This is a genomic window from Priestia sp. LL-8 (genome assembly GCF_036227845.1).
Taxonomy (GTDB): Bacteria; Bacillota; Bacilli; order Bacillales; family Bacillaceae_H; genus Priestia; species Priestia zanthoxyli.
Genome location: NZ_JAZAQH010000001.1, coordinates 4,194,766 through 4,218,517, shown reverse-complemented (window position 1 = coordinate 4,218,517; position 23,752 = coordinate 4,194,766). Strand labels below are relative to the sequence as shown.

The window sequence follows — 23,752 nt, the reverse complement described above, 5'->3', positions numbered from 1 at the left end:
TGAAGAAATAGATCGGGGGCAGGGAAATGTCAAGTTACCATGAATATATGGCAGAGCGAGAAAAGATTGATTTTTTGCTGCAAAAAGGATTCAAAATAACGGCCGTAACAGAGAATCTAAGCGGGGCGTTTGTGACGTTTGAACGCACCGAAAATAACCAAATCGAACAAGAAACGCTTCATATATTGACGGCGGATGCTAGAAAATATTTTTCATCCGTACTGATTCAACAAGTATAAAAACAGAGGCTGGGACAAAATTATTTTAGCTGAAGGAAGATCCGAACGATGAATCGTTCGGATTTTTTTATTGGTAGGGTGAACGTAGGTTTCATGTATGTAGATGCTTCTAGATGTTGACTGAAGTAATTTAGTTATGTCTCAATCTCTTTCTTTGTTTACTAAGACCTATAAGTTTTTTACTATATTGGCTGACAAAAGTGATCCGTTTTTGTGTTTTTTTCGTTTTGGATGTGAAGCAAAATAACTAGATATTATCCATTCACTGTATTACAGTTGTTACATTTCGTTTACATCGAAAGAGAAAAGGTTTAGTTATCTAGTAAATTGTAGTAAATATTATAGTAGAACGTTTTCAAAAGAAATCTATTAAATACGAAAAGGGTGTGACACGGATGGATCAAGCTACGCAGTGTATGACACAAGAAGAAACAAAAATTATTGATAAATTAAAAATGGAAATGTTAAATGCAGTGTCACTACAAGATTTGCGTTTTTATAAAAAAGAAATTCACCGAATTAAAGAACAAGCGGTTAAACGCCACGGTTTTTTTAATAAATTACAGCAAACAGCTCAGAAGCTGTAACGATCCATTATCGTTACAGCTTTTTTCGTTTCTTTCATTAAATATTTTATTTCTTCTAAATATTTAATATAATGTAAGAAGATATAGCTTTTGTTCTACACATATGCGAAATACGCGTTAATGATCCAGGAGACATGATGTGAAATTCGCTAGGGGCGGTGTTGACTTGAAATCATATTTAACAGTAACAGAGATTTTAACAAGGAAACATTTTGTAAACTGTGAAGTAATAGCTGGAGAGAAAGGGCTTACTAATTCTGTGAAGTGGGTGCACGTGATGGAAGTGACGCGCATTAATGAGCTGCTAAAAGGAAACGAGCTCATTTTATCAACAGGGGTAGGCTGGGGAGAAGATCCTCAATCTTGTTTATCATTTCTTCAGCAATTAATTTCTTGTAAGGCATCAGGACTGTGTATTGAACTTGGCACTTATACTTCTAAGATTCCGCAAATTGTCATTGATAAAGCGAACGAATGTGATTTCCCGATTATTTTATTTCACGAGGAAGTTCCGTTCGTTGAAATTACGCAAGATGTTCACTCGCTCTTAATTAATCAGCACTATCAAATGATTTCCGATTTAGAACAGTATTCTCATAGGCTAAATCAGCTGCTGTTAACAGTTAATGACCCGGCCATCATCTTACAGTGTTTATATGAATCTACGGGGCTTCTTGTCGGCCTTAAAGTTTCAAATGAATTACTTAACTTTGCTCCGGAGATGGACTTGCTCAAACAGCAGCTTCTACTTCATTATATAAGTAGGGAAAATGAAAGTCCGCATTTTACTGAGCAGCCTATTCATTTATTAGGACAAGATTATGCTCAGCTATATGTCGCTTCTATAAATGAAGCCTTAACAGAACTTGAAGTGCTCACCGTTGACCGAACGGCGACTGCACTTGCTCAGCATTTTTTGAAGGATCTGTATGTCGAAGAGAAAAAAAGAGTAGATGAAACCGAATGGATGACGAAATGGATGAACGGAGAGTTAACTCTTGAACAAATAAAAGACTCTATGCACGAAGTGTGTTCAGATTCGCCTATTCGCGGAGGTGTCGTTGTTTGCTGTAAGTGGCAAAGGCGGGAGAAGTTTGATCGAACGTATTTTAAGCTTATCTTGCGAAGCATTTTTGAACAAGAAGGCTTTCACTTATTAGTCTCCGAGCGAAATCGTGAAGTATTATTTATTCTTTTGAACAAACGAATGGTTAGCACGTGGAGAGAGAGATTAGAAAACAGCCTTCATCGCTGGATGAATCAATATGAATCGGATGAAAATTCAAAGAGGAACGCCATTAGCTTTATCGGAATTGGCCAATACTGTGAACAGCTTGACTGCATGCATAAAAGCTATGAAACGGCTAAAGAAACGATTTCGATTCAAGAAATGCTGCAAAAACAAACAATTATTCATTTTTATGATGATTTGCATATGTACCGAATTATTTCGCTTTTACATCAGCATGAAGACTTACAGGAAGTGGTGTTTGAATATCTGCAGCCCGTTATTACATATGATGAAACGTATAATGCAAAACTCATGGAAACATTAAAAATTTATTTAGCATGCAACGGATCTAAACAAGAGACGGCTAAGCGTTTATACATTGTCCGGCAAACGCTGTATCACCGTATTGAAAAACTAGAAAAGCTGCTGGGTGAAGACTTTATGGAGCCCGAAAAACGACTGGCCATTGAGTTTATGATTATGGCATATGAATATTTGTTTATGATGAAAAAGTCGCGTGCGGAATTTATAAACGGATAAGTAAGCAGCTGGAAACAGCTGTTTTTTTATGTTGAGGGTGATTTTACTATATGTTCATTTTAGTCCATGCTTTCTCCGAGTTCACTGCGCAAAATGTGAAACGAGAATCTAGAGTTGTTTCACATTTTGTCTAATGCAACCACTATTTATTTATTCAATAATAAAGGTAGATTTGTCATTTCTTATTTTTTGAGGAGGCCAAGCGATATGTCAGTTGTGAATAATGATACGCAAGTTTTAAAAAATTACGTGGGCGGAAAATGGGTTGATACGGCAGGAAAAAAATTTGGAGAGGTAATTAATCCATCGACGGGCGAAGTAATTGCAAAAGTACCGCTTTCTACAAAAGAAGACGTAGCCAGTGCGGTGGAAACAGCTCAAAAAACATTTGAAACATGGCGTAACGTTCCTGCTCCAAAACGAGCAAGATTAATGTTTGCGTTTCAGCATTTACTAGTTAAGCACCATGAAGAGTTAGCTAAATTAGTTGTACAAGAAAACGGCAAGGCTTTCAAAGAAGCTTACGGTGAAGTACAGCGCGGTATTGAATGCGTGGAGTTTGCCGCGGGTGCTCCTACTTTATTAATGGGGGAATCATTAAATAACATAGCGGAAGAAATTGATTCTGAAATGTTCCGTTTTCCACTGGGTGTCGTTGGCGGCATCACACCTTTTAACTTTCCGATGATGGTACCGCTTTGGATGTTCCCTCTTGCCATTGTATGTGGAAATGCGTTTGTATTAAAACCGTCTGAGCGAACGCCGCTTTTAGCAACGCGACTTGCTGAACTTTTTACAGAAGCAGGAGCACCGGATGGATTATTAAATATTGTGCACGGGGCACACGATGTCGTGAACGGATTAATAGAGCATGAAAAAGTTAAAGCGATTTCATTCGTCGGATCGCAGCCGGTAGCAAAATATGTTTATGAACAAGCCGCTGCTCAAGGGAAACGAGTTCAGGCTTTATCTGGAGCTAAAAATCATCATGTTGTGATGCCAGACTGCGATATGGATAAAGCGGTATCACATATTATCAGCTCGGCTTATGGAAGTGCCGGCCAGCGATGCATGGCTTGCAGCGCCGTGGTCGTGGTTGGTGAAAAAGGCGATGAATTCGTCGCAAAATTAAAGCAAAAAGCAGATGAATTAATTATGGGAAGCGGCTTTGATGATGAAGTGCTTCTAACGCCTGTGATTCGAAAAGAGCACCGTGATAAAGTGCTGGATTATATTGAACTTGGCATGAAAGAAGGGGCGGAACTCATTCGTGATGGACGTAAAGAAATGGATGAGCATACGGAAGGCAACTTCTTAGGGGCAACAATTTTTGACCGCGTAACTCCTGATATGACCATTGCTAAAGAAGAGATTTTTGCACCTGTACTAAGCTTGCTTCGTGCTGACACATTAGATGAAGCACTTCGTTATATGGAAAAATCTCGTTTTGGAAATGGAGCAACGATTTATACAAAAGATGCAAAAGCGGTGCGTCAATTTAGAGAAGAAGCAGATGCCGGTATGCTCGGTATCAACGTAGGAGTACCTGCTACAATGGCCTTCTTCCCATTCTCCGGTTGGAAAGACTCTTTCTACGGAGATTTGCATGTTAACGGCAAAGACGGTTTGAACTTCTTTACACGTAAAAAGATGGTTACATCACGCTTTGACTTTTAACATATAGATGAATATAGCAAGTGGCTTCGGCATTTTGTCGAAGTCTTTTCATACAGAAAAAATACCGCGCTAGCGATTTGGGAGTGGATAAGATGGTACAGGTCAGTCAAAATGAAAAAGATCTGCGTGCAAAAGATGAGCAGTATGTATGGCATGGAATGAAACCATACAGTCCGGATGCAACGATGGTAGCTACAAAAGCAAAAGGTGCTTGGGTTACAGATGAACAAGGAAATCGCTATTTAGACGCAATGGCAGGGCTTTGGTGTGTAAATACTGGGTATGGACGGGATGAGTTAGCGCTTGCAGCCTATGAGCAGCTAAAAGAACTGGCTTATTTTCCCCTCACTCAATCTCACGTACCTGCTATCAAACTGGCAGAGAAGCTAAATGAAATGCTAGGTGATGACTATGTTATCTTCTTTTCAAATAGCGGATCTGAAGCAAATGAAACGGCTTTTAAAATTGTACGTCAGTATCATCAGCAAAAAGGAGAGCACTCCCGCTACAAGTTTATTTCACGTTACCGAGGGTATCACGGAAATTCAATGGGCGCACTAGCAGCAACGGGCCAAGCTCAGCGTAAATATAAATATGAACCGCTTGCTCCTGGCTTTATTCACGTTGCCCCGCCTGATTCATACCGAGGGCAAGATGACTACGATGCACCGAAAGAGAAGCTTCAATCTGTAAAAGATATTGACAATGTCATGACGTGGGAACTAAGTGACACAATTGCCGCTGTTATTATGGAGCCAATTATTACAGGTGGAGGAATTCTTTTACCGCCTCAAAATTATATGAAAGGCGTAAAAGAAACGTGTGAAAAACACGGTGCACTGTTAATTGTAGATGAAGTTATTTGCGGCTTTGGACGTACAGGAGAAGCCTTTGGTTTTATGAACTACGATGTAAAACCAGATATCATTACCATGGCAAAAGGAATTACAAGCGCATATCTTCCGCTCTCTGCAACTGCTGTTAAAAAAGAAATTTATGAAGCGTTCAAAGATAGCGATCAGTACGAGTATTTTCGCCATGTTAATACATTTGGAGGAAGCCCGGCTGCGTGTGCACTGGCATTAAAGAATTTAGAAATTATGGAAAGAGAAAATCTTTTTGGCCGTTCTAAACAGCTCGGGGCTTACGTATTAAGTGAGCTAACGCCGCTTATTGATAGCCACCCATACGTGGGAGACGTAAGAGGTAAGGGGCTTTTAATTGGAATTGAACTAGTAGCTGATAAGCAAACGAAAGAACCGTTAGACGTTAATCTTGTAAATGAAGTGATTGCTAAATGCAAAAGCAAAGGAGTCATTATTGGGAAAAATGGAGCAACGGTGGCCGGCTATAATAATGTTCTCACGCTCTCGCCGCCGCTCAACATTGAGGAAAGTGATATTGAGCTGTTATTAGCTACTATTACGTATGCGCTTGACAGCATCAAATAGGTAAGTTTGCAAAAAGCCTGTATAATATACTTACAGGCTTTTTGTGCGTGTGAAGGAGGAAGTAGAAAATGGAATTGTTATTTTTAGGAACGGGTGCAGGAGTACCGGCGAAACAGCGGAATGTTTCATCTCTTGCGCTCGAACTTTTGCAAGAAAGAGGGGCGGTGTGGCTTTTTGATTGCGGAGAAGCAACGCAGCATCAAATTTTACATACAACCGTTAAACCGAGGCGAATTGAGAAGATTTTTATTACGCACCTTCACGGTGATCATATTTACGGATTGCCTGGATTCCTTGGAAGCCGTTCGTTTCAAGGCGGAGAATCGCTGCTTACTGTATACGGGCCAAAAGGAATTAAAGAATTTATTGAAGTCACGCTGGCTGTAAGTCAAACTCACCTGCAATATCCTCTAGAGATTGTTGAAATAGAAGAGGAAAGTGAAAGTGGAACGATTTTTGAAGATGAAACTTTTTTAGTCGAATTTGGCAAGCTTGAACATGGCATTTTATCTTATGGATATCGAGTTGTTGAAAAAGATTTGCCAGGGTCACTGGACGTTCAGCGTTTAAAAGAGATGAACATTCCCCCAGGGCCTCATTATCAGCAGTTAAAAGAAGGGAAAGAAGTAGTGTTAAAAGATGGGCGCATTATTAATGGACAAGAGTTTGTAGGAGAGCCTAAAAAAGGGAAGGTTATCACGGTTTTAGGGGATACAAGAAAGTGCATGCAAAGTGTTCAGCTTGCTATGCATGCGAATGTGTTAATCCATGAAGCTACTTTTGCAGCGGGAGATGAGGAGCTTGCTTACAACTATTTTCATTCTACTGCAAAAGAAGCCGCTGAAATTGCTAAAACCGCATCGGTCGAGCGTCTTATTTTATCTCATATTAGTTCGCGTTACCAAGGAGACGCAGTCAGCCGATTAGTAGAAGGAGCAAAAGAAATTTTTCCGAATACCGATATAGCAGAAGACTTGAAAAGGTTTACGATTTCATAAAAAAAGACGAGGAAATCCTCGTCTTTTTTTACCATCCGCGTTCGTACTGAACGGGTGCTGAAATTGTTTCATTTAGTTCTTTTGCCGCTGTGCGCGGGAAGTACGGGTCACGCAGAAGCTCGCGCGCAACAAAAATTAAATCAGCGCGTTCACTTTGCAAAATCTCTTCTGCTTGTCGTCCAGTTGTAATTAATCCAACTGCGCCTGTATCAATATTTGCCTGCTGCTTGATTTTATCTGCAAACGGCACTTGATAGCCAGGGTATACGTTGATTGGAGCGTGTACAAGAGCACCAGAACTAACGTCAATTAAGTCGACGTCTTGTTCTTTCATCCATTTTGCAAATGCAACGTGATCATCGACTGTTAATCCGCCTTCTGTATAGTCACAAGCAGAAACACGGACAAATAAAGGACCGTCCCACTCTGTTTTCACAGCTTCAATAATTTCCTTTAAGAAACGATAGCGATTTTCTGCGCTGCCGCCATATTCGTCGCTGCGTTTATTGCTTAGCGGTGATAAAAATTGATGTACTAAATAGCCATGTGCCGCATGAAGTTCGATAATATCAAACCCAGCTTCTTTTGAGCGTCGAGCGCTTTCTTTAAAGGCAGAAATCGTTTCATGAATTTGTTCTGTGGTCATTTCCACAGGTTTTTTACTTTTATCATCAAAAGCAATAGCAGAAGGAGCATAAATATCGCCTTCAACAGTTGCTTTACGTCCTGCGTGTGCAAGTTGAATAGCTGTTTTTGCACCGTTTTCTTTTAGCTGTGTCACAAGTTTTGTTAATCCATCTCGTTGCTCATCATTCCAAATTCCTAGGTCCTGAGCTGAAATACGACCTTGTGGGACGACAGCTGAGGCTTCAACCATAATGAGACCTACTTGTCCAACCGCGCGAGTTGTGTAGTGAACCATATGAAAGTCGGTTACTACGCCGTCTTCTTTTTCGCATGAATACATGCACATTGGTGACATTACAATTCGGTTTTTTAATGTTACATCTTTCACTGTATAAGGTGAAAATAGTTTTGTTGTCATTCGGTTTAACCTCCAATTATTTCGATACTCTAAACAAAAGTTATTATATCACCGCCTTGAATTTTCTTTCACATAATCTGCTTATCCATTTTTAATCATAAAAAAACCTCTTTCTTTTTTAAGAAAGAGGTGAACCTCTACGAACGTTTACTCGAGATTTTTTCGTCAATCGTATCTCCTAAGTATTTGGAGCGGATCGTAGCTTGTTCGATACACTGCATCATGGCTTCTTGGAAGTTATGAGAAATAAGCTGCTCAATTCCTGCTTCTGTTGTGCCGCCGGGACTCATCACTTCTTTTCGCAGTACGGCTGGCGTTTTAGGTGACTGTTTCAGCATTTCTGCAGCACCGATAAGAGTTTGAAGAATTAGTTCATTTGACACTGACGTATCCAAGCCTTGTTTTTCAGCTGCTTTTTCCATTGCTTCTACTAGATAGTAAACATATGCGGGGCCGCTTCCAGATAGTCCTGTTACAGCGTGAAGCTGCTCTTCCTCTACAGTTGTAACTGTACCAATCGTTTCAAATAAAGCAGTAGTAACGCTCATATGCTCTGCTGTAGCAAACTTGCCGGGTGCAATGGCTGTAGCCGATAATCCAATAGAAGCAGATGTATTTGGCATAGCTCTTACAACCGCTACTTCTTGGTCAAACAAGTTTACAATTGTGCCAGTCGATACACCTGCTAAAACAGAGAGAACGAGGTGGTGCGGACGAATATAGGACTTAATCGTATCGATGCTTTCCGCTACGTCTTTTGGTTTAATAGCAAGCACGACGATATCGCTTTTTTCGATTAACAAGGCATGATTACGCGTAATGTTAATTTCATAGGCGTTTCGAAGTTCGTGAAGTCTTTTATCGTTGCTATGGTTTGTTACGGTGATTTGATTGGGGCGAAGCTTTTTATCTGACAGCAGCCCTGAGATCATGGCTTCAGCCATTGATCCAGCTCCAATAAAGGCGATGTTTAGATCCGTTTTCATTAAAAGTTCCTCCAGTCATTTGCTATCCAATGAAAACAGATACTGAGATTTCAGTATCTGTTAAAGGTTTGTGTTTGTGTATCTCTTCTTTATAAAATGCATAGTTATCTAAACATATGAATAAAACTTCACTATATTTCTGTCATTATGCAATGAAAAAGAGAGGGATGTCAATGTAATTTTCAGAAAACGAATGCAATTGTATAAATAACAGGAAAAATCGTGTAAACTTAAAAGAAAATGCGATGGTAAAGGAGCAAAAATACAGATGAATGAGCAATTATATAAAATTGTGCTGCCTACTCCTTTTGCGGTAGGAGATGTGAATGTTTTTGTTATAAAAGGTCAGACCGTTACGCTAATCGATGCTGGTATTAAAACGGAGGCAGCGTGGTCTGTATTTAAAGAAAAGCTTAATGAAATAGGATTAAAACCAGATGATATTAAGCAAGTTGTCCTAACTCATCACCATCCTGATCACGTAGGAATGCTTGATTTTTTTGATAAAGATATCGCCATAGTCGGTCATGCGAAAAATCAGCCTTGGATCTCCCAAAATCCAGATTTTTTTGAGTGGTACGATGCGTTTTTTGAAGGTCACTTTATGAAAGCGGGCGTAGATGAAAGGTTTCGCCCTTATTTAAAACGTTTAAAAGCATCAATGAAGTATTCGTGTCAACGTTCTCTTACAACTTCTGTGCAGGAAGGAGATTACATTCCGGGGCTAGAGAGTTGGAAAGTACTTGAAGTACCCGGACATGCTCAAAGCCATATTGCATTATACAATGAAAAAACAGCAGTTATGATTGGAGGAGATTTGCTGTTAAAGCATATTTCATCTAATCCGCTTATTGAACCTCCTATGAAACCAAGCGGCGAGCGACCTAAAACGCTTCTTCAATATAATCATTCATTAAGACGTCTGCTTGACTTAGAGATAAATTGTATCTATACAGGGCATGGAGATGAAGTGTTACATGTTCGCGAACTTGTACAAGAGAGGTTACAAAAGCAGAGCGACCGAGCGGATAAAGTGCTTAGCATGATCAAAGAACGTCCTCAAACAGCTTTTGATATTTGCAAACAGCTATTTCCTACTATTTATGAAAAAGAACTAGGGCTAACACTTTCTGAAACAATCGGTCAGCTTGATTTTCTAGAAGATGCAAATAAAATCAGTACACATGAAAAAGGAAATACGCTTATTTATTCTGTGTGCTCTTAACTTATAAAAAAGGTGTGTTAGATTTGAAATCCTCGTTAAAGAACCAACATGTTGTGATTACAGGCGCTTCAGGAGGCCTTGGAGAACATTTAGCTTATGAAGTGGCCAAAAGAGGGGGCGTGCCCGTTTTACTTGCACGTACAGAAGAAAAGCTGCAGCGAGTAGCCGAGCAAATTAGTCAAAAGTATGGGATTACCTCTTACATATATAAAGCCGACGTAGCGAACGTAGAGGAAGTCAAAAGAGTCGTTCAGAAAATGATGGCTGAAATTAAGCGTGTTGATGTGCTGATTAATAATGCGGGCTTTGGCGTATTTGAAGAAGTGAAAGAAGCCTCTATTTCGACAATTGCTTCAATGTTTCAAGTCAATGTTATTGGGCTGATTGCATGTACACAAGAAATTTTAGCGTATATGCTAAAACAGAACAAAGGACATATTATTAACATCGCTTCTCAAGCAGGCAAACTGGCAACGCCCAAATCCAGTGGCTATTCAGCTTCTAAACATGCCGTGTTAGGGTTTACCAATAGCCTGCGAATGGAATTAGCAAAAACGGATATCTATGTAACCGCAGTGAATCCAGGTCCTATTCAAACCAACTTCTTTTCAATAGCGGATCAATCAGGAAACTATGAAAAAAGTGTAGAAAAGTTTATGTTAACGCCTCAATACGTAGCTGAAAAAACGGTCAATATCATTGGAAAACCAAAACGAGAAGTCAACTTGCCTAAGTGGATGAACATGGGTTCAAAGGTGTATCAGCTTGCTCCAGGGCTTGTAGAAAAATTGGCAGGAGATGCGTTTAATAGAAAATAACCTGTGCTTTAAACACAGGTTACCAATTTTTCGTTAATGCTTTCGTTCAGGAAGGCTGTATTTCTACGAATCTACTGCTCGTCTAAAATTTTTGCAGCGCGCACACAAGAGTCGAATTTTCCTTTATGATTTCCGTCGCAAAAGGGCATCTTTTGCGACTGGCCACATCGGCATAGTGAAAACGTCGGTTTTGTTTCAAATTTGTTGCCGTCTGCATCAATTAATTCAACATCTCCAGTGACACGGAAAGAGCCGTTATCCATTACTTTAATTTGTACTTTTGACATAGAAAAACCTCCTTATTGTACACATCTATATGAAGCTCCACAGTTTAATGAAAGTGAGATGTGTATTATACTCATTATATAAGCAATTTTCGTTTGTTTATACAATTAGTTTAAAAGGAGTTAAAGGAAAATGAATATTACCTTTACTGATAAAGCGATAGCAAAAATACAAGAAAAGTACGGAAAAGCTTCTTCAACGCATTTAAAATTAAAATACGATACGGATGGATGCGGCTGTGTTGTGAGCGGTGTAACGACGCTATGGATTGTTGATGAAAAAGAGGATGATGATGTAACCATCGAGACGAATTTTGTTCCTGTTCTTGTCGAAAAAACAAAGCAAGTATTTTTAGATGATAATATGACGATCGACTACAGTGAAAGTGCATATACGTTTATGCTAAAATGTCCTTCTCAAATTTTAAATCCACGCATGTCATTTATCGATAAAACAAAAGAAGCGCTTTAAAGCGCTTCTTTTTGTATTTTTTCTAAAAATGCTTCAATAACTTGTTCATATTCCACTGGATTATCAGCATACGAGCGGGCATGAGTGCCTACAGGTGCCAAATACAGCCGCTTTGCTCCCATTTTTTTAGCATGCAGCTGCTCCGTCATTTTAGGAAGAATATAGTCGTCCTCTTTACTATGAATAAAAAGAACAGGGTGTTTGATTTGATCTACGACTGAAATGGGTGATACATCTTTAAATGAATAGCCTTCTCGCCATTTTAAAATCATATTAGCTGCTGGCATCACAAGCTGTTTTGGTAAGTGGAAATCTTGTTTTAAGCGATAGGCAAGAAGTTCTTCTAAGTCAGAAAAAGGGCAGTCGACAATATAAAAATCCGCTCCATCTTCCATTCCAGCATACAAAAGAGTGGTCGCAGCTCCCATAGACTCCCCGTGAATGCCAAGGGAAATAGTTGAACCGAATTGTTCTTTTACCCAGTGAACAACGGATTGAAGGTCCAGTTTTTCATAATAGCCGTAGCTCGTTGTTTTCCCTTCAGACTTGCCGTGGCGGCGATGATCATAAAGAACGACGTTCCATCCAAGCTTCAGAAAAAGCCGAGCATATTTCATAGAGTTTAGTGAATGAACTGTAACTCCGTGTGAAAGAATCATAAATCGGTTGTTATCATGTTGTTTAATAACGGTTCCAGCGATGTTATAGCCTAGAGAGGAAGGGAGTACAAATTCTTCTTTAGGAAGAGCGTTATAAATATTTTCATCATAAAAGCCATCTTCTGTATCGCGGTCAATAATGACTTTGTCGGTCTTTTTACGGATGTACATCATTTGATTTGTAAAAAAGACGCCAAGAGCGGCAAATGCTCCGAGAATACTTCCTACTAATAATAGCCATTTTTTCATGATTAGCGGCTCCTTTTGTTAATATAGCTATTATTTATTATAGCATCGCTCTCATAAAAACCTAATTTTTAACGCTGTGCAAATAAAGAGTATTGCTTGCTTTCAATCGGTCTTGAAATGTGAGGAGCGATAAAAGCGACCGCTTCGAGCAGCTTTTCTTCATTAATAGAAGTGGAAATACCCATTTCATGAAGCATAAAGACGAGATCTTCTGTAGCTACGTTTCCCGTTGCTCCCTTAGCGAATGGACATCCACCTAACCCCCCAGCGGAGGAATCGAACCTGTTAATACCGGCTTGCAGAGCTGCATAGATATTTGCAATGGCTAATCCTCTCGTATCGTGAAAGTGCGCAGCAAGTAGCGTGTGGGGAAAGTTTTGTTTTAATTTCGAGAAAAGTGAAAATACATCTTTAGGGTTTGCCATGCCAATTGTATCAGCAACGCTTAGCTCATTCACTCCAGCCTCCACAAATCTTTCGCAAAGGGCCAGCACGTCGCGTTCATGTATTTTTCCTTCATACGGGCAATAAAAGGCGGTGGAAATGCAAGTTCGAATAAAACATTCTTGTTGCTTGAGCTGTTGAATGAGAGGAAGCAGCGTTTGTACAGCTTCTTTGGTGTTTTTGTTAATATTTTTTTGATTAAAAGTATCGCTTACGCCAATAAACAGCGCAACGGAGCGGCAATTAGCTTGCAGTGCTTTTTCCAAGCCTTTTTGGTTTGGCACAAGTACAATGTTTCGGCATGTATCAGACTGAAATGTATTTGCAACAGTAGAAGCATCTTTCATTTGAGGAACCCATTTTGGAGAAACAAAGGATGTAATTTCGATTTCGGATAGTCCAGCTTCTTTTAATTTTTTGATAAAATTAATTTTTTTTTCAGTTGGAACAAAATTTTTTTCATTTTGAAGTCCATCTCGTGGACCAACTTCTATAATTGTTACTTTTTCAGGAAATCCCATAAACCGCTCTCCTCCCACATTGTAAACGCTTACTAATATTCATTTTAATTCTAAAAAATTAAAATTCAATAAAAATTATAAATTTTTACAAAAAAAGAGGAATTTCGCAAGCTATGTCGAAACTAATACAGGTGACAGTTAATCACAGTAATCAAACAGTAAGGAGAGGTTTTCGACATGGGTCAAACAGAAGTAGTCATTGTAAGCGCTGTACGTACAGCAATCGGCAGCTTTGGGGGAAGCTTACAAAATGTATCCGCAACAACTTTAGGTGGTACTGTAATTAAAGAAGCTTTAAACAAAGTAGGGGTATCAGCAAACGAAGTAGATGAAGTTATCATGGGAAATGTCCTACAAGCAGGTTTAGGACAAAATCCAGCACGACAAGCAACTTTAGCAGCAGGTTTACCTGAAACTGTTTCAGCATTAACCATCAATAAAGTATGCGGATCAGGACTAAAAGCAGTACATCTCGCTACACAAGCGATTCTTGCTGGGGATGCTGATGTGATTGTTGCTGGTGGAATGGAAAACATGAGCCAAGCACCATACTTATTAAAAAATGCACGCAACGGGTTTAAAATGGGCGACCAAAAAGTAGTTGACAGCATGATTCAAGATGGATTATGGTGTGCATTTAACGACTACCATATGGGCGTTACAGCTGAAAATCTGTGTGATAAATATGAAATTACTCGTGACGAACAAGATGCGTTTGCAGCTTCAAGTCAGCAAAAAGCAGAAGCAGCTATTCAATCTGGTCGTTTCAAAGATGAAATCGTGCCAGTAGAAGTGCCTGGAAGAAAAGGTCAAGTAACTATTTTTGAACAAGATGAGTTCCCACGTGCAGGCACAACGGCTGAAAGCTTAGGGAAATTACGTCCAGCCTTCAAAAAAGACGGTTCTGTAACAGCTGGTAATGCATCTGGTATCAATGACGGTGCAGCGGCAGTAGTGGTAATGAGCCGTAAAAAAGCAGACGAGTTAGGCCTAACACCATTAGTGTCAATTAAAGGTAATGCAACTGCTGGAGTAGACCCAAGCATTATGGGAATCGGTCCTGTAAGCGCAGTGAAAAAGGCGCTGGAAAAAGCTGCTGTTTCATTAGAAGATGTTCAATTAGTAGAAGCAAACGAAGCATTCGCTGCACAGTCAATCGCTGTGGATCGTGAACTTCAATTTAATCATGATATTTTAAATGTAAACGGTGGAGCAATTGCGCTTGGACATCCTATTGGTGCAAGTGGTGCACGTGTCCTAGTTTCACTTATTCATGAAATGCAAAAACGCGACGCAAAACTTGGGTTAGCAACGTTATGTATTGGCGGAGGCCAAGGCGTTGCAACAATCGTTGAACGTCCTTAATTTGATATAGTTTTAACAAACATTAAAGCTATATCACAACGCCACAGATTCCAAACATACAGCTTTGGAACTCGTGGCGTTTTTGTTTTTCCTTTAATTTGTCTAGTAATATAACTTTTTTGACAAAAAAATGATTAAATTATAATTTTCAGTTATATATATATTTAAAAAGAAATAAAAATCTTTTATAATGGATTAGAAAGCGTTTTCAAAAATAACGAAGGGGTGGTTATGTATGAAACAAGTACATACGTCGTTTAAAGAAGCGGTGAAAGATATTCACGATGGTGCTACGATTATGGTCGGTGGTTTTGGTTTATGTGGAATTCCGGAGAATTTGATTTTAGCGTTAGTTGAAACAGGGGTAAAAGATTTAACCGTAATTTCAAATAACTGCGGCGTAGACGACTGGGGACTTGGACTGCTTCTGAAAAACAAACAAATTAAAAAGATGATTGGTTCTTACGTGGGAGAAAATAAAGAGTTTGAAAGACAAGTATTGTCAGGAGAAATTGAAGTAGAATTGCTACCTCAAGGCACGCTAGCTGAAAAGATTCGCGCCGGCGGAGCGGGCATACCTGCATTTTATACACCAGCGGGAGTGGGAACACCCATTGCTGAAGGAAAAGAAGTTCGCGTGTTTGAAGGAAAAGAATATTTACTAGAAGAGGCGTTAAAAGCTGATTTTAGTTTGGTTAGAGCTTGGAAAGCCGATCATATGGGGAACTTAGTGTATAACAAGACAGCGCGCAATTTTAGCCCAATGATTGCAGCAGCAGGAAAAGTGACGATAGCAGAAGTGGAGGAACTTCATCCAACAGGCTCACTTGATCCAAATATTATCCACACACCTAGTGTATACGTTCAATCGTTAATTATTGGTGAACAAGAAAAACGTATTGAGCGTTTAACCGTTCAAAAATAACAAAAGGGGAGAGATTTTTCATGATTGAAAACGGCGTGAACGTGAGAGAGCGAATTGCAAAACGTGCTGAAAAAGAAATTTTGGACGGATTTTATGTAAACCTTGGAATTGGTATTCCAACGCTTGTGGCTAATCATATCTCAGATAATAAAACGGTGGTGCTTCAGTCCGAAAACGGTCTGTTAGGCATTGGACCATATCCGAAAGAGGGAGAAGTAGATCCTGATTTAATTAATGCAGGTAAAGAAACCGTAACGGCGACAAAAGGCGCCTCTTACTTCGATAGTGCTGAATCGTTTGGAATGATTCGCGGAGGGCACATTAATATTGCGATTTTAGGAGGAATGGAAGTCTCAAAAACTGGTGACTTGGCAAACTGGATGATTCCTGGAAAAATGATTAAAGGAATGGGCGGTGCAATGGATTTAGTTCACGGAGCGCAGCGCATCATTGTTATTATGGAACATGTGACGAGAAAAGATGAGCCTAAAATCTTAAATGAGTGCAGCCTTCCTCTGACAGGTAAAGGGGTAGTAGATCGTATTATTACAGATCGTGCGGTTATTGATATTACGGCAGAAGGTCTAAAGCTTGTTGAAGTAGCGAAAGGCTATACGGTAGAAGATATTCAGCAGTCGACAGAGCCAAATTTAATCATTGATGAACATGTAAAACTAGATGCGTTTTGATTTTTGGTAACAAAAGCAAGAATATGATACAATATCTCTCAATTAAAGTAGCGGGGGAATTGTGATGGCTAAAAAAAAGCAAAAACAATCAGCACAAAAACAAAATGATCAACTCAGTATCAAAGATCAGCTAAATGATAGCTTATTAAAACAGCTTCAAGCTAAAAAACAGGCGCTTTCTTTAAAAGAAGAAGAGCAGAAAGAAACAGAGCGTAAAGAAGCTGCTCGAATTCGAAAAGAAAAAGAAAAAAATAAGTCGTTTGAAGAACTGTTAAATGAAAGTGATATGAACTGGTCCGAATTTAAAAAATAAAAGCGCCGATAAAGGCGCTTTTATTTTTTAACGATGAGCTTCATATTGATTGGCTTTAAAGATCGAGTGCAGCTTGTTAACTTCAGTAGGCTGTAGCGGGGAGGTCTCGACAGCCTTTACGTTTTCACGAAGCTGTGAAGAAGAGCTCGCTCCTGCTACAACTGAGGCTACCGTAGGATTAGCTAAACAGTATTGAAGTGCAGTTGAATTCAGAGAGTGATTTGGTCGTACGTGACGAAATGCTTCTATCGTTTTTGCTAATTCCGTACCGCTATAGTCTAAGTATCCCTTACCTTCGAGTGCAGCCAGCTTTTGCTCTCCTTTTTCAGTTAGCAATCCTTTGGCTACTGGACCTCTGGCTACAACGCTAATGCCGTTATCATGCAAAAGGGGAAGTGCACTTTCTTCAGGCCGTCTGTCTAACAAGCTGTATTGCATCATGACGCTGACAATAGAAGAGTTTTGGACATACTCTCGAATCACATTCGGGCGGATAGATGAAATACCATAGTAGCGAATGACGCCTTCTTGTTTTAATTCTTCAAATGCTTCAATCGTTTCTTCAATATTGTCTTCAACGGTCCCTCCGTGCAGTTGGTATAAATCGATGTAATCCGTTTGAAGCCGGCGCAGGCTTTCTTTTACTTCATCTTTTATGTAAGCTTTAGACGGATCCCACGTCCAGCTGTCTTTTGCATCATTCCAGCGATTTCCTACTTTTGTGGCTAAAACAATATCATGTCTGCGGTTTTTTAGAGCTTGTCCCACAAACTCCTCGTTTAACCCAAAATCATATAAATCTGCTGTATCAAAATAATTAACTCCATATTCCAAAGCTTCATCAATCATATTAACAGCGTGTTTCTGTTCCGTTCCAAGAGACATGCATCCTAAACCTAATGTACTGACGAACAAATCTGAAGTACCTAAGCGTCTTTTTTCCATATATGTCACTCCTTATGTTTTACTTGTTTCTATCTATTGTAGCGCTATGATAGAGGGAAACTCAAATAAGAAGATTAAAAAACTGCAGCACATTTAGTGTCTGCAGTCTGCTTGTTTGTAAGAATTAAAATTTTGAGAGATAGCGTTCGTCCACTCATCAACATACTGAAATTGTTCGCTGTATTCTTTTAACTTTTGCTTGATTTCCCATGCTTTACCTACTAAAATGATTTGCTTCTCGTGAACATAAACTTTCATTTTTTCTACCTCCCAAGATTCGTATGATAGAATATATGTAAGAGTTAAAAAAATAGAACGAGGTGGAGAAAATGGATCATTTAACAGAAAAAATGCTGTCTTCTGAAAAGCTGTTTGGAGGAAGAGTTATCGATTTGTACTTAGAAGAAGTAGAGCTTCCGAACGGAAAAACGAGTACAAGAGAAGTAGTTAAGCATCCTGGAGCTGTCGCTGTCATTGCGTTAACAAGCGATCATAAAATAGTTATGGTCAAACAGTATCGCAGACCGATGGATCGTATTTTAGTTGAAATTCCAGCCGGAAAACTAGAAAAAGGAGAAGAGCCGATTGTGACGGCAAAACGTGAGTTAGAAGAAGAAACGGGCTATACAACGGATTCCCTTAGCCATATTATTTCTTTTTATACATCACCAGGTTTTGCGGATGAGTTGGTGCACCTGTATTTAGCGGAAGATTTAAAAGTGATGACCACCAAAGCGGAATTAGACGAAGATGAATTTGTTGAAGTGATGGAAGTTACTGTAGATGAGGCCCTTACTCTTATTCAAAACAAAGAAATTTACGATGCAAAAACAGCATATGCTGTGCAATATCTACAGTTGAAAAGCGGATTAGGCGAGTAACAGAGTTTTCTTTTACATATGGACGGTAATCTAGCAATTTAGAAGTTTATATTGAAACGTCATTTAATGTGAGGAAAAAAACAGGCATGCGTGTATCTCTAACTTAAAAAAATGTGTGGCAACCATATTTTAGTTGAAGGAAAATCCGAACGATGAATAGAGATTCTTGATGGAGAATCAGATTCGTTCGGATTTTTTTAAGGTGATGGTGAACGTAGATTTCATTTATATAGTTGGTTCTAGCGGTTGATTGGATTAATTTCATTATGTCTCATTCTCTTTTTTATTTGATAGATTCAAAAGATTCTTGGCATAGTTTTTGTACTCTATCATACACTCTATTAAGCGATTAATAGGAGGAAGACGATGAGAAAAAAACAATTGCCATTATCGTATGCAAGACATTTTCAAGAAAACAGTTCTATTTATTTGTTTGTGACCGTGCTGTTTTTAATGGGAATCATTTTTGGGGCTATTGTTGTAAATAGTTTGACGCTTGATCAAAAAGAAGACCTGTACTTCTATTTAAACCGGTTTTTCGGACAGGTAAAGAGTGGAGAAGTAGCAAGCAGCGTTGAAATGTTTCAGCAAAGTTTTTTTCACAATGTTAAATACTTGGGGCTCATTTGGATACTAGGAATTGCTATTATTGGTTTGCCTGTAGTGTTAATTCTGCTGTTTTTAAAAGGAATGGTGATTGGTTTTACCGTAGGCTTTTTAGTCAATCAAATGGGACTCTCTGGGTTTGCGCTATCTTTTGTATCTGTTATGCCGCAAAATATCTTTCTCATACCGGCATTTTTGATCTTGTCTGCAGCTTCAGTCGCCTTTTCTTTGAAGCTTGTGCGGCAGCAGTTCTTTAAAAAAGCAGCGGAGCCTATTTCCGCATCCTTTTTACGCTATAGCGGCACGATGATTGCAATGGTATGTTTGGTTGCCTGTGCGGCTACAGTTGAAGCCTATGTATCACCTACTTTAATGAAAAGTGTAATGGCTCTATTAAATAAGTAAGAATAAGTATTAAGTAAAAAGAATTCTTTTTTCTTATTAATAATAACTTTATTTTGACACCCTCGACACATCTGATATAATGGATTAGTGAATGGCGAGGGAGGGAATAATTATGGAAAGTCGAATTGAGCGAATTAAGCAGCAGTTGCACTCAGCTAGCTATAAATTGACACCTCAACGTGAGGCGACTGTAAGAGTACTTCTTGAACATGAAGAGGATCATTTAAGTGCCGAAGATGTATATCTCCTCGTCAAGGAAAAGTCTCCGGAAATTGGATTGGCAACTGTTTATCGTACGTTAGAATTGTTAACTGAACTTAAAATTGTTGATAAAATAAACTTTGGCGATGGCGTTTCTCGCTACGATTTAAGACAAGAAGGAGCCGCACACTTTCATCATCACCTTGTGTGTATGGAATGTGGATCTGTGGACGAAATTCAAGAAGATTTGCTTGAAGACGTTGAAGAAATTGTGGAAAAGCAATGGAATTTTAAAATTAAAGATCACCGCTTGACATTTCATGGCATTTGCCATCGCTGTCAGGATAAAGAAGACAAGCAGTAAAAGCCTTTTCCCTAATGGAGAAGGTTTTTTGTTGTACATAAATAAAAAAAATAACGAGGTTACAAGCTACATGGTTTTATAGAAAGAAAGGAAATGACCAGGAGAGAACTCAGCGTATAAAGGCAAGAAACATGTATAAAACCTGTCCCAATTGGCATATCTTCTAATAGAATCAAAAATTGGAGGAATTGTTTCATGAAATCATGGGCTGAAATGGTATATAATACATGTAAAGTATTTATCTTATTTACCGGGTTTACTCTTTTGTTTTATTTTGGAATGATCTGGGTATCTCAAGAGTATCAAAATTATAAACGTTATGATGAGCCGTCGGGTTCAGCAGTTAAGGTCATGCAAGCAAGTGTGAACAAAGATCAAACGTGGCTGGAGCGTTTATTTATGTTTTATCAAAACGGGGAGTAGAGGCTATTGAATGATCAAATTCAAGATTTTATTCATTATTTAGTAGTAGAGCGGGGACTGGCGAAAAATACGATTGATTCATATGAACGAGATTTAAAAAAGTATGCTCAATATTTAGAGCATGTAGAGCAGCTGAAATCATTTAATGAAGTAACAAGACTCCACATCGTTAATTTTCTGAAATATTTAAGTGATCAGCAAAAGTCATCTAAAACGATTGCGAGACATGTAGCTTCAACTAGATCTTTTCATCAATTCTTACTAAGAGAAAAAGCAGCGGATACAGATCCATCCGTTCATATTGATACTCCGCAGCTTGAGCGCAAGCTGCCAAAAGTGCTAAATGCAGAGGAAGTAGAGGCGCTGTTAAATGTGTTTGATACTTCGACGCCTTTTGGCATACGGGACAAAGCGATGCTTGAGTTGCTTTATGCTACTGGAATTCGTGTATCTGAACTCGTTAACTTAAATATTGATGATGCACATTTGACGATGGGATTTATTCGTTGTATCGGAAAAGGGAATAAAGAAAGAATTGTCCCCATCGGAAGGTTGGCAACGGAGGCGATTGAAGAGTATCTACAGCGTAGCCGGAGTGTTTTAACAAAGCAAAAGGAACAGGACAAAGCACTCTTTGTTAATCATCACGGAAGGCGTTTAACAAGGCAGGGGTTTTGGAAAATATTAAAAAAGTTAGCTTCTGAAGCAAAAATTGAAAAAGAATTAACTCCGCATACGTTACGACATTCGTTTGCTACTCATTTGTTAGAGAACGGCGCGGACTTGAGAGCCGTTCAAGAAATGCTCGGGCATGCGGATATTTCGACCACTCAAATTTATACACATGTCACAAAAGCACGTTTAAAAGATGTATACAATCAGTTTCATCCGCGAGCGTAGAAAGATTCCAATGTCCAGTGAGTTCATAGACATTGGTTTTTTTGATTGAAAACACTTTCATTCATGTGTACAAAAAAATAAAAAGCGTCTATACTAATAGAGAGGTCAGACTTCTGACCAATAAGAGAAGATGGTTAAATTATTTCCAAACGGGAATTTTATAGAGAATAAATAAATTGATATTTGGAGGGAATAAAATGGCGCATACATATAAACGCGTATTTTTGATTGTCATGGATTCAGTAGGTATCGGTGAATCACCGGATGCTGAAAAATACAATGATAAAGGTGCTGATACGTTTGGTCATATTGCAGAGCATTGTAACGGTCTTCATATGCCTAATATGGCTAAACTTGGCCTAAGCAATATCCGTGAAATTAAAGGAATCGATAAAGCCGAAAAACCGTTGGCTTACTATACAAAAATGCAGGAAGCTTCGGCAGGAAAAGATACAATGACAGGACACTGGGAAATTATGGGTCTTAATATTGATACGCCTTTTAATGTGTTTCCAGACGGATTTCCAGAAGAGCTGATTTCACAATTAGAAGAAAAAACAGGTCGAAAAATCATTGGGAACAAACCAGCGTCTGGTACAGAAATTTTGGATGAGCTAGGAAAACAGCATATGGAAACAGGTGACTTAATTGTCTATACATCAGCGGATTCTGTTTTGCAAATTGCTGCTCATGAAGAAATTGTTCCAATTGATGAATTGTACAAAATTTGTGAGATTGCTCGTGAATTAACGCTTGATGATCCGTATATGATTGGACGTGTTATCGCTCGCCCGTTCTTAGGTGAACCAGGTAACTTCACACGTACATCTAATCGTCATGATTATGCATTGAAGCCTTTTGGACGTACAGTAATGAATGAATTAAAAGACAATGACATCGATGTTATTGCTATCGGTAAAATTTCTGATATTTACGACGGAGAAGGGGTCACAAAATCTCTTCGTACCAAATCGAATATGGACGGCATGGATAAGCTAGTTGATACATTAAATATGGACTTCACTGGCTTAAGCTTCTTAAATTTAGTTGATTTTGATGCTCTCTATGGTCATCGTCGCGATCCCCAAGGATATGGGCAAGCGCTTGAAGAATATGATGCACGCTTGGAAGAAGTATTTGATTTATTAAAAGAAGAAGATTTATTGATTATTACAGCGGATCATGGAAATGACCCTGTTCATCATGGAACAGACCATACGCGTGAATACGTGCCGCTTCTTGTGTACAATAAAGGCATGCAAGAAGGAAAAGAACTTTCTATTCGTCAAACGTTTGCGGATATTGGCGCAACGGTAGCAGAAAATTTTGGCGTAGCAATGCCTAAGCATGGAAAAAGTTTTTTAAAAGAGCTGAATTAAGCAGGGGGAATGGAGTATGAAAAAAGAATATATTGAAAAAGCAGCAGAATATATTAAAAATCAATCAGCTGTTACACCAACAATTGGGCTTATTTTAGGTTCTGGACTAGGGGTATTAGCTGATGAAATTGAAGGCGCGGTAAAAATTCCGTATAACGACATTCCTGAGTTCCCCGTTTCAACAGTTGAAGGTCACGCTGGTCAATTGGTAATTGGTACCATTTGTGATGTACCGGTTGTAGCTATGCAAGGACGTTTTCACTTTTATGAAGGGTACGCCCTTGATAAAGTAACATTTCCAGTGCGCGTAATGAAAGAAATTGGTGTAGAAACGTTGATTGTAACGAATGCAGCGGGCGGAGTAAACGAATCCTTTAATCCAGGAGACTTAATGATTATTTCTGATCATATTAATAACTTTGGAACGAACCCTTTGATTGGACCTAATGACTCTGATTTTGGCGTAAGGTTCCCGGATATGTCAACTGCTTACTGCAAGGACCTTCGCCAATTAGCGAAGAAAGTAGGAACTGATTTAAATATCGCCTTACAAGAAGGTGTATATGTAGGAAATACAGGTCCAACATATGAAACGCCTGCTGAAGTACGCATGCTTCGCATTATCGGGGGAGACGCGGTCGGTATGTCTACAGTGCCAGAAGTTATTGTGGCACGCCATGCAGGTATGAAAGTGCTAGGTATTTCTTGTATTTCTAATATGGCAGCTGGTATTTTAGATCAGCCGTTAAATCATGAAGAAGTAATTGAAACGACTGAAAAAGTAAAACAACAGTTTTTATCGCTTGTAAAAGAAGTAGTAAAGCAGCTTCCAGCTTATCAAAAATAAGAAGAAAATATGACTTCAAGCATCGAGAATTTCTCGATGCTTTTTTTATTTCCCTTAGTATAAATCGATTATGCCTTGGAAAA

27 protein-coding genes are annotated in these 23,752 nt (G+C 38.9%); 20 read left to right on the top strand and 7 right to left on the bottom strand.

The window, feature by feature from the left end; genetic code table 11:
* Window positions 1-26 precede the first annotated feature (26 nt).
* The 6 genes from U9R83_RS22045 (at window position 27) to rnz (ending at window position 6,723) form a co-directional block, all read left to right on the top strand.
* A complete protein-coding gene (locus tag U9R83_RS22045) occupies window positions 27-239 on the top strand; it encodes a hypothetical protein (RefSeq protein ID WP_014458274.1) in 213 nt (70 codons plus the stop codon).
* 395 nt (window positions 240-634) lie between these two features.
* Window positions 635-826 carry a hypothetical protein gene (locus U9R83_RS22040; protein ID WP_013059103.1) on the top strand — a complete coding sequence of 64 codons (192 nt, stop codon included), beginning with the start codon at window positions 635-637 and terminating at the stop codon, window positions 824-826.
* A 139-nt stretch (window positions 827-965) separates the two neighbouring features.
* Entirely contained in the window at window positions 966-2,597 is a 1,632-nt protein-coding gene (locus tag U9R83_RS22035; protein WP_014458275.1) for a PucR family transcriptional regulator, read from the top strand.
* 207 nt (window positions 2,598-2,804) lie between these two features.
* Window positions 2,805-4,274, top strand: a complete 1,470-nt coding sequence (locus U9R83_RS22030; protein ID WP_014458276.1) for a CoA-acylating methylmalonate-semialdehyde dehydrogenase — start codon at window positions 2,805-2,807, stop codon at window positions 4,272-4,274.
* Window positions 4,275-4,366: 92 nt separating this feature from the next.
* Window positions 4,367-5,725, top strand: a complete 1,359-nt coding sequence (locus U9R83_RS22025; protein WP_042991897.1) for an aspartate aminotransferase family protein — start codon at window positions 4,367-4,369, stop codon at window positions 5,723-5,725.
* A 68-nt stretch (window positions 5,726-5,793) separates the two neighbouring features.
* Window positions 5,794-6,723 (top strand): ribonuclease Z, encoded by a 930-nt coding sequence (gene rnz, locus U9R83_RS22020; RefSeq protein ID WP_328575417.1) that lies wholly within the window; start codon window positions 5,794-5,796, stop codon window positions 6,721-6,723.
* Between the two features lie 28 nt (window positions 6,724-6,751).
* On the opposite strand, the gene namA is transcribed toward rnz, so the two are convergent.
* Entirely contained in the window at window positions 6,752-7,768 is a 1,017-nt protein-coding gene (gene namA, locus U9R83_RS22015; RefSeq protein ID WP_328575416.1) for an NADPH dehydrogenase NamA, read from the bottom strand.
* Window positions 7,769-7,905: 137 nt separating this feature from the next.
* Entirely contained in the window at window positions 7,906-8,754 is an 849-nt protein-coding gene (gene proI / locus U9R83_RS22010) for a pyrroline-5-carboxylate reductase ProI (protein ID WP_182420440.1), read from the bottom strand.
* Between the two features lie 268 nt (window positions 8,755-9,022).
* Here proI and U9R83_RS22005 point away from each other — a divergent pair, with 268 nt between their 5' ends.
* The gene (locus U9R83_RS22005) at window positions 9,023-9,979 is read left to right on the top strand and encodes an MBL fold metallo-hydrolase (protein WP_115654895.1); all 957 of its coding nucleotides are present in this window, start codon (window positions 9,023-9,025) and stop codon (window positions 9,977-9,979) included.
* 23 nt (window positions 9,980-10,002) lie between these two features.
* Entirely contained in the window at window positions 10,003-10,797 is a 795-nt protein-coding gene (locus tag U9R83_RS22000; protein WP_115654894.1) for an SDR family NAD(P)-dependent oxidoreductase, read from the top strand.
* A gap of 71 nt (window positions 10,798-10,868) precedes the next feature.
* Here the strand turns inward: U9R83_RS22000 and U9R83_RS21995 are convergent, their stop codons facing one another.
* A complete protein-coding gene (locus tag U9R83_RS21995; RefSeq protein WP_013059094.1) occupies window positions 10,869-11,084 on the bottom strand; it encodes a CDGSH iron-sulfur domain-containing protein in 216 nt (71 codons plus the stop codon).
* Between the two features lie 130 nt (window positions 11,085-11,214).
* Between U9R83_RS21995 and U9R83_RS21990 the strand changes: the two genes are divergently transcribed.
* Window positions 11,215-11,553 (top strand): iron-sulfur cluster biosynthesis family protein, encoded by a 339-nt coding sequence (locus U9R83_RS21990; protein WP_115654893.1) that lies wholly within the window; start codon window positions 11,215-11,217, stop codon window positions 11,551-11,553.
* Here U9R83_RS21990 and U9R83_RS21985 read toward each other — a convergent pair.
* Both U9R83_RS21985 and U9R83_RS21980 read right to left on the bottom strand, forming a co-directional pair.
* Window positions 11,550-12,461: an alpha/beta hydrolase gene (locus tag U9R83_RS21985; RefSeq protein ID WP_115654892.1), complete on the bottom strand. Its 912-nt coding sequence runs from the start codon at window positions 12,459-12,461 to the stop codon at window positions 11,550-11,552. The two genes, U9R83_RS21990 and U9R83_RS21985, sit on opposite strands and share 4 nt — an antisense overlap.
* A 68-nt stretch (window positions 12,462-12,529) precedes the next feature.
* On the bottom strand, window positions 12,530-13,426 hold the full coding sequence (locus U9R83_RS21980) for a hydroxymethylglutaryl-CoA lyase (protein ID WP_328575415.1): 897 nt from the start codon (window positions 13,424-13,426) through the stop codon (window positions 12,530-12,532).
* Window positions 13,427-13,603: 177 nt separating this feature from the next.
* On the opposite strand from U9R83_RS21980, the gene U9R83_RS21975 reads away from it, so the two are divergent.
* The 4 genes from U9R83_RS21975 to U9R83_RS21960 all read left to right on the top strand — a co-directional run bounded on the left by U9R83_RS21975 (window position 13,604) and on the right by U9R83_RS21960 (window position 16,718).
* Window positions 13,604-14,791, top strand: a complete 1,188-nt coding sequence (locus tag U9R83_RS21975; RefSeq protein ID WP_043976310.1) for an acetyl-CoA C-acetyltransferase — start codon at window positions 13,604-13,606, stop codon at window positions 14,789-14,791.
* A 235-nt stretch (window positions 14,792-15,026) separates the two neighbouring features.
* Window positions 15,027-15,716 carry a CoA transferase subunit A gene (locus U9R83_RS21970; protein ID WP_025750456.1) on the top strand — a complete coding sequence of 230 codons (690 nt, stop codon included), beginning with the start codon at window positions 15,027-15,029 and terminating at the stop codon, window positions 15,714-15,716.
* Between the two features lie 20 nt (window positions 15,717-15,736).
* Complete coding sequence (locus U9R83_RS21965; protein ID WP_014458288.1) at window positions 15,737-16,405, top strand: CoA transferase subunit B; 669 nt, start codon at window positions 15,737-15,739, stop codon at window positions 16,403-16,405.
* 64 nt (window positions 16,406-16,469) lie between these two features.
* Window positions 16,470-16,718, top strand: coding sequence for a YqkE family protein (locus U9R83_RS21960; protein ID WP_033579729.1), 249 nt, complete (start codon window positions 16,470-16,472; stop codon window positions 16,716-16,718).
* 27 nt (window positions 16,719-16,745) lie between these two features.
* On the opposite strand, the gene U9R83_RS21955 is transcribed toward U9R83_RS21960, so the two are convergent.
* Both U9R83_RS21955 and mciZ read right to left on the bottom strand, forming a co-directional pair.
* Window positions 16,746-17,663, bottom strand: a complete 918-nt coding sequence (locus U9R83_RS21955) for an aldo/keto reductase (protein ID WP_115654888.1) — start codon at window positions 17,661-17,663, stop codon at window positions 16,746-16,748.
* 93 nt (window positions 17,664-17,756) lie between these two features.
* Window positions 17,757-17,921 (bottom strand): Z-ring formation inhibitor MciZ, encoded by a 165-nt coding sequence (gene mciZ / locus U9R83_RS21950; protein ID WP_014458291.1) that lies wholly within the window; start codon window positions 17,919-17,921, stop codon window positions 17,757-17,759.
* A 71-nt stretch (window positions 17,922-17,992) separates the two neighbouring features.
* Between mciZ and U9R83_RS21945 the strand changes: the two genes are divergently transcribed.
* The 7 genes from U9R83_RS21945 (at window position 17,993) to U9R83_RS21915 (ending at window position 23,669) form a co-directional block, all read left to right on the top strand.
* Window positions 17,993-18,544, top strand: coding sequence for an NUDIX hydrolase (locus U9R83_RS21945; RefSeq protein WP_014458292.1), 552 nt, complete (start codon window positions 17,993-17,995; stop codon window positions 18,542-18,544).
* Window positions 18,545-18,910: 366 nt separating this feature from the next.
* On the top strand, window positions 18,911-19,555 hold the full coding sequence (gene spoIIM, locus U9R83_RS21940) for a stage II sporulation protein M (RefSeq protein ID WP_014458293.1): 645 nt from the start codon (window positions 18,911-18,913) through the stop codon (window positions 19,553-19,555).
* 112 nt (window positions 19,556-19,667) lie between these two features.
* Entirely contained in the window at window positions 19,668-20,120 is a 453-nt protein-coding gene (gene fur, locus U9R83_RS21935; RefSeq protein WP_013059082.1) for a ferric iron uptake transcriptional regulator, read from the top strand.
* Between the two features lie 195 nt (window positions 20,121-20,315).
* Complete coding sequence (locus U9R83_RS21930) at window positions 20,316-20,543, top strand: YqzK family protein (protein WP_013059081.1); 228 nt, start codon at window positions 20,316-20,318, stop codon at window positions 20,541-20,543.
* Window positions 20,544-20,549: 6 nt separating this feature from the next.
* On the top strand, window positions 20,550-21,443 hold the full coding sequence (gene xerD / locus U9R83_RS21925) for a site-specific tyrosine recombinase XerD (protein WP_014458295.1): 894 nt from the start codon (window positions 20,550-20,552) through the stop codon (window positions 21,441-21,443).
* Between the two features lie 197 nt (window positions 21,444-21,640).
* Window positions 21,641-22,822 (top strand): phosphopentomutase, encoded by a 1,182-nt coding sequence (deoB, locus tag U9R83_RS21920; protein ID WP_014458296.1) that lies wholly within the window; start codon window positions 21,641-21,643, stop codon window positions 22,820-22,822.
* A gap of 16 nt (window positions 22,823-22,838) precedes the next feature.
* A complete protein-coding gene (locus U9R83_RS21915) occupies window positions 22,839-23,669 on the top strand; it encodes a purine-nucleoside phosphorylase (RefSeq protein WP_115654887.1) in 831 nt (276 codons plus the stop codon).
* Window positions 23,670-23,752 lie beyond the last annotated feature (83 nt).

Coding starts and splice junctions, on each gene's coding strand:
- U9R83_RS21945 (WP_014458292.1), top strand. CDS start 17,993: ATGGATCATTTAACAGAAAAAATGCTGTCTTCTGAAAAGCTGTTTGGA.
- U9R83_RS22025 (WP_042991897.1), top strand. CDS start 4,367: ATGGTACAGGTCAGTCAAAATGAAAAAGATCTGCGTGCAAAAGATGAG.
- U9R83_RS21955 (WP_115654888.1), bottom strand. CDS start 17,663: ATGGAAAAAAGACGCTTAGGTACTTCAGATTTGTTCGTCAGTACATTA.
- U9R83_RS21965 (WP_014458288.1), top strand. CDS start 15,737: ATGATTGAAAACGGCGTGAACGTGAGAGAGCGAATTGCAAAACGTGCT.
- rnz (WP_328575417.1), top strand. CDS start 5,794: ATGGAATTGTTATTTTTAGGAACGGGTGCAGGAGTACCGGCGAAACAG.
- U9R83_RS21985 (WP_115654892.1), bottom strand. CDS start 12,461: ATGAAAAAATGGCTATTATTAGTAGGAAGTATTCTCGGAGCATTTGCC.
- U9R83_RS21980 (WP_328575415.1), bottom strand. CDS start 13,426: ATGGGATTTCCTGAAAAAGTAACAATTATAGAAGTTGGTCCACGAGAT.
- spoIIM (WP_014458293.1), top strand. CDS start 18,911: ATGAGAAAAAAACAATTGCCATTATCGTATGCAAGACATTTTCAAGAA.
- namA (WP_328575416.1), bottom strand. CDS start 7,768: ATGACAACAAAACTATTTTCACCTTATACAGTGAAAGATGTAACATTA.
- mciZ (WP_014458291.1), bottom strand. CDS start 17,921: ATGAAAGTTTATGTTCACGAGAAGCAAATCATTTTAGTAGGTAAAGCA.
- deoB (WP_014458296.1), top strand. CDS start 21,641: ATGGCGCATACATATAAACGCGTATTTTTGATTGTCATGGATTCAGTA.
- U9R83_RS22005 (WP_115654895.1), top strand. CDS start 9,023: ATGAATGAGCAATTATATAAAATTGTGCTGCCTACTCCTTTTGCGGTA.
- U9R83_RS22030 (WP_014458276.1), top strand. CDS start 2,805: ATGTCAGTTGTGAATAATGATACGCAAGTTTTAAAAAATTACGTGGGC.
- U9R83_RS22045 (WP_014458274.1), top strand. CDS start 27: ATGTCAAGTTACCATGAATATATGGCAGAGCGAGAAAAGATTGATTTT.
- U9R83_RS21975 (WP_043976310.1), top strand. CDS start 13,604: ATGGGTCAAACAGAAGTAGTCATTGTAAGCGCTGTACGTACAGCAATC.
- U9R83_RS21930 (WP_013059081.1), top strand. CDS start 20,316: ATGAAATCATGGGCTGAAATGGTATATAATACATGTAAAGTATTTATC.
- U9R83_RS21970 (WP_025750456.1), top strand. CDS start 15,027: ATGAAACAAGTACATACGTCGTTTAAAGAAGCGGTGAAAGATATTCAC.
- U9R83_RS22040 (WP_013059103.1), top strand. CDS start 635: ATGGATCAAGCTACGCAGTGTATGACACAAGAAGAAACAAAAATTATT.
- U9R83_RS21915 (WP_115654887.1), top strand. CDS start 22,839: ATGAAAAAAGAATATATTGAAAAAGCAGCAGAATATATTAAAAATCAA.
- U9R83_RS21960 (WP_033579729.1), top strand. CDS start 16,470: ATGGCTAAAAAAAAGCAAAAACAATCAGCACAAAAACAAAATGATCAA.
- U9R83_RS21995 (WP_013059094.1), bottom strand. CDS start 11,084: ATGTCAAAAGTACAAATTAAAGTAATGGATAACGGCTCTTTCCGTGTC.
- fur (WP_013059082.1), top strand. CDS start 19,668: ATGGAAAGTCGAATTGAGCGAATTAAGCAGCAGTTGCACTCAGCTAGC.
- proI (WP_182420440.1), bottom strand. CDS start 8,754: ATGAAAACGGATCTAAACATCGCCTTTATTGGAGCTGGATCAATGGCT.
- U9R83_RS21990 (WP_115654893.1), top strand. CDS start 11,215: ATGAATATTACCTTTACTGATAAAGCGATAGCAAAAATACAAGAAAAG.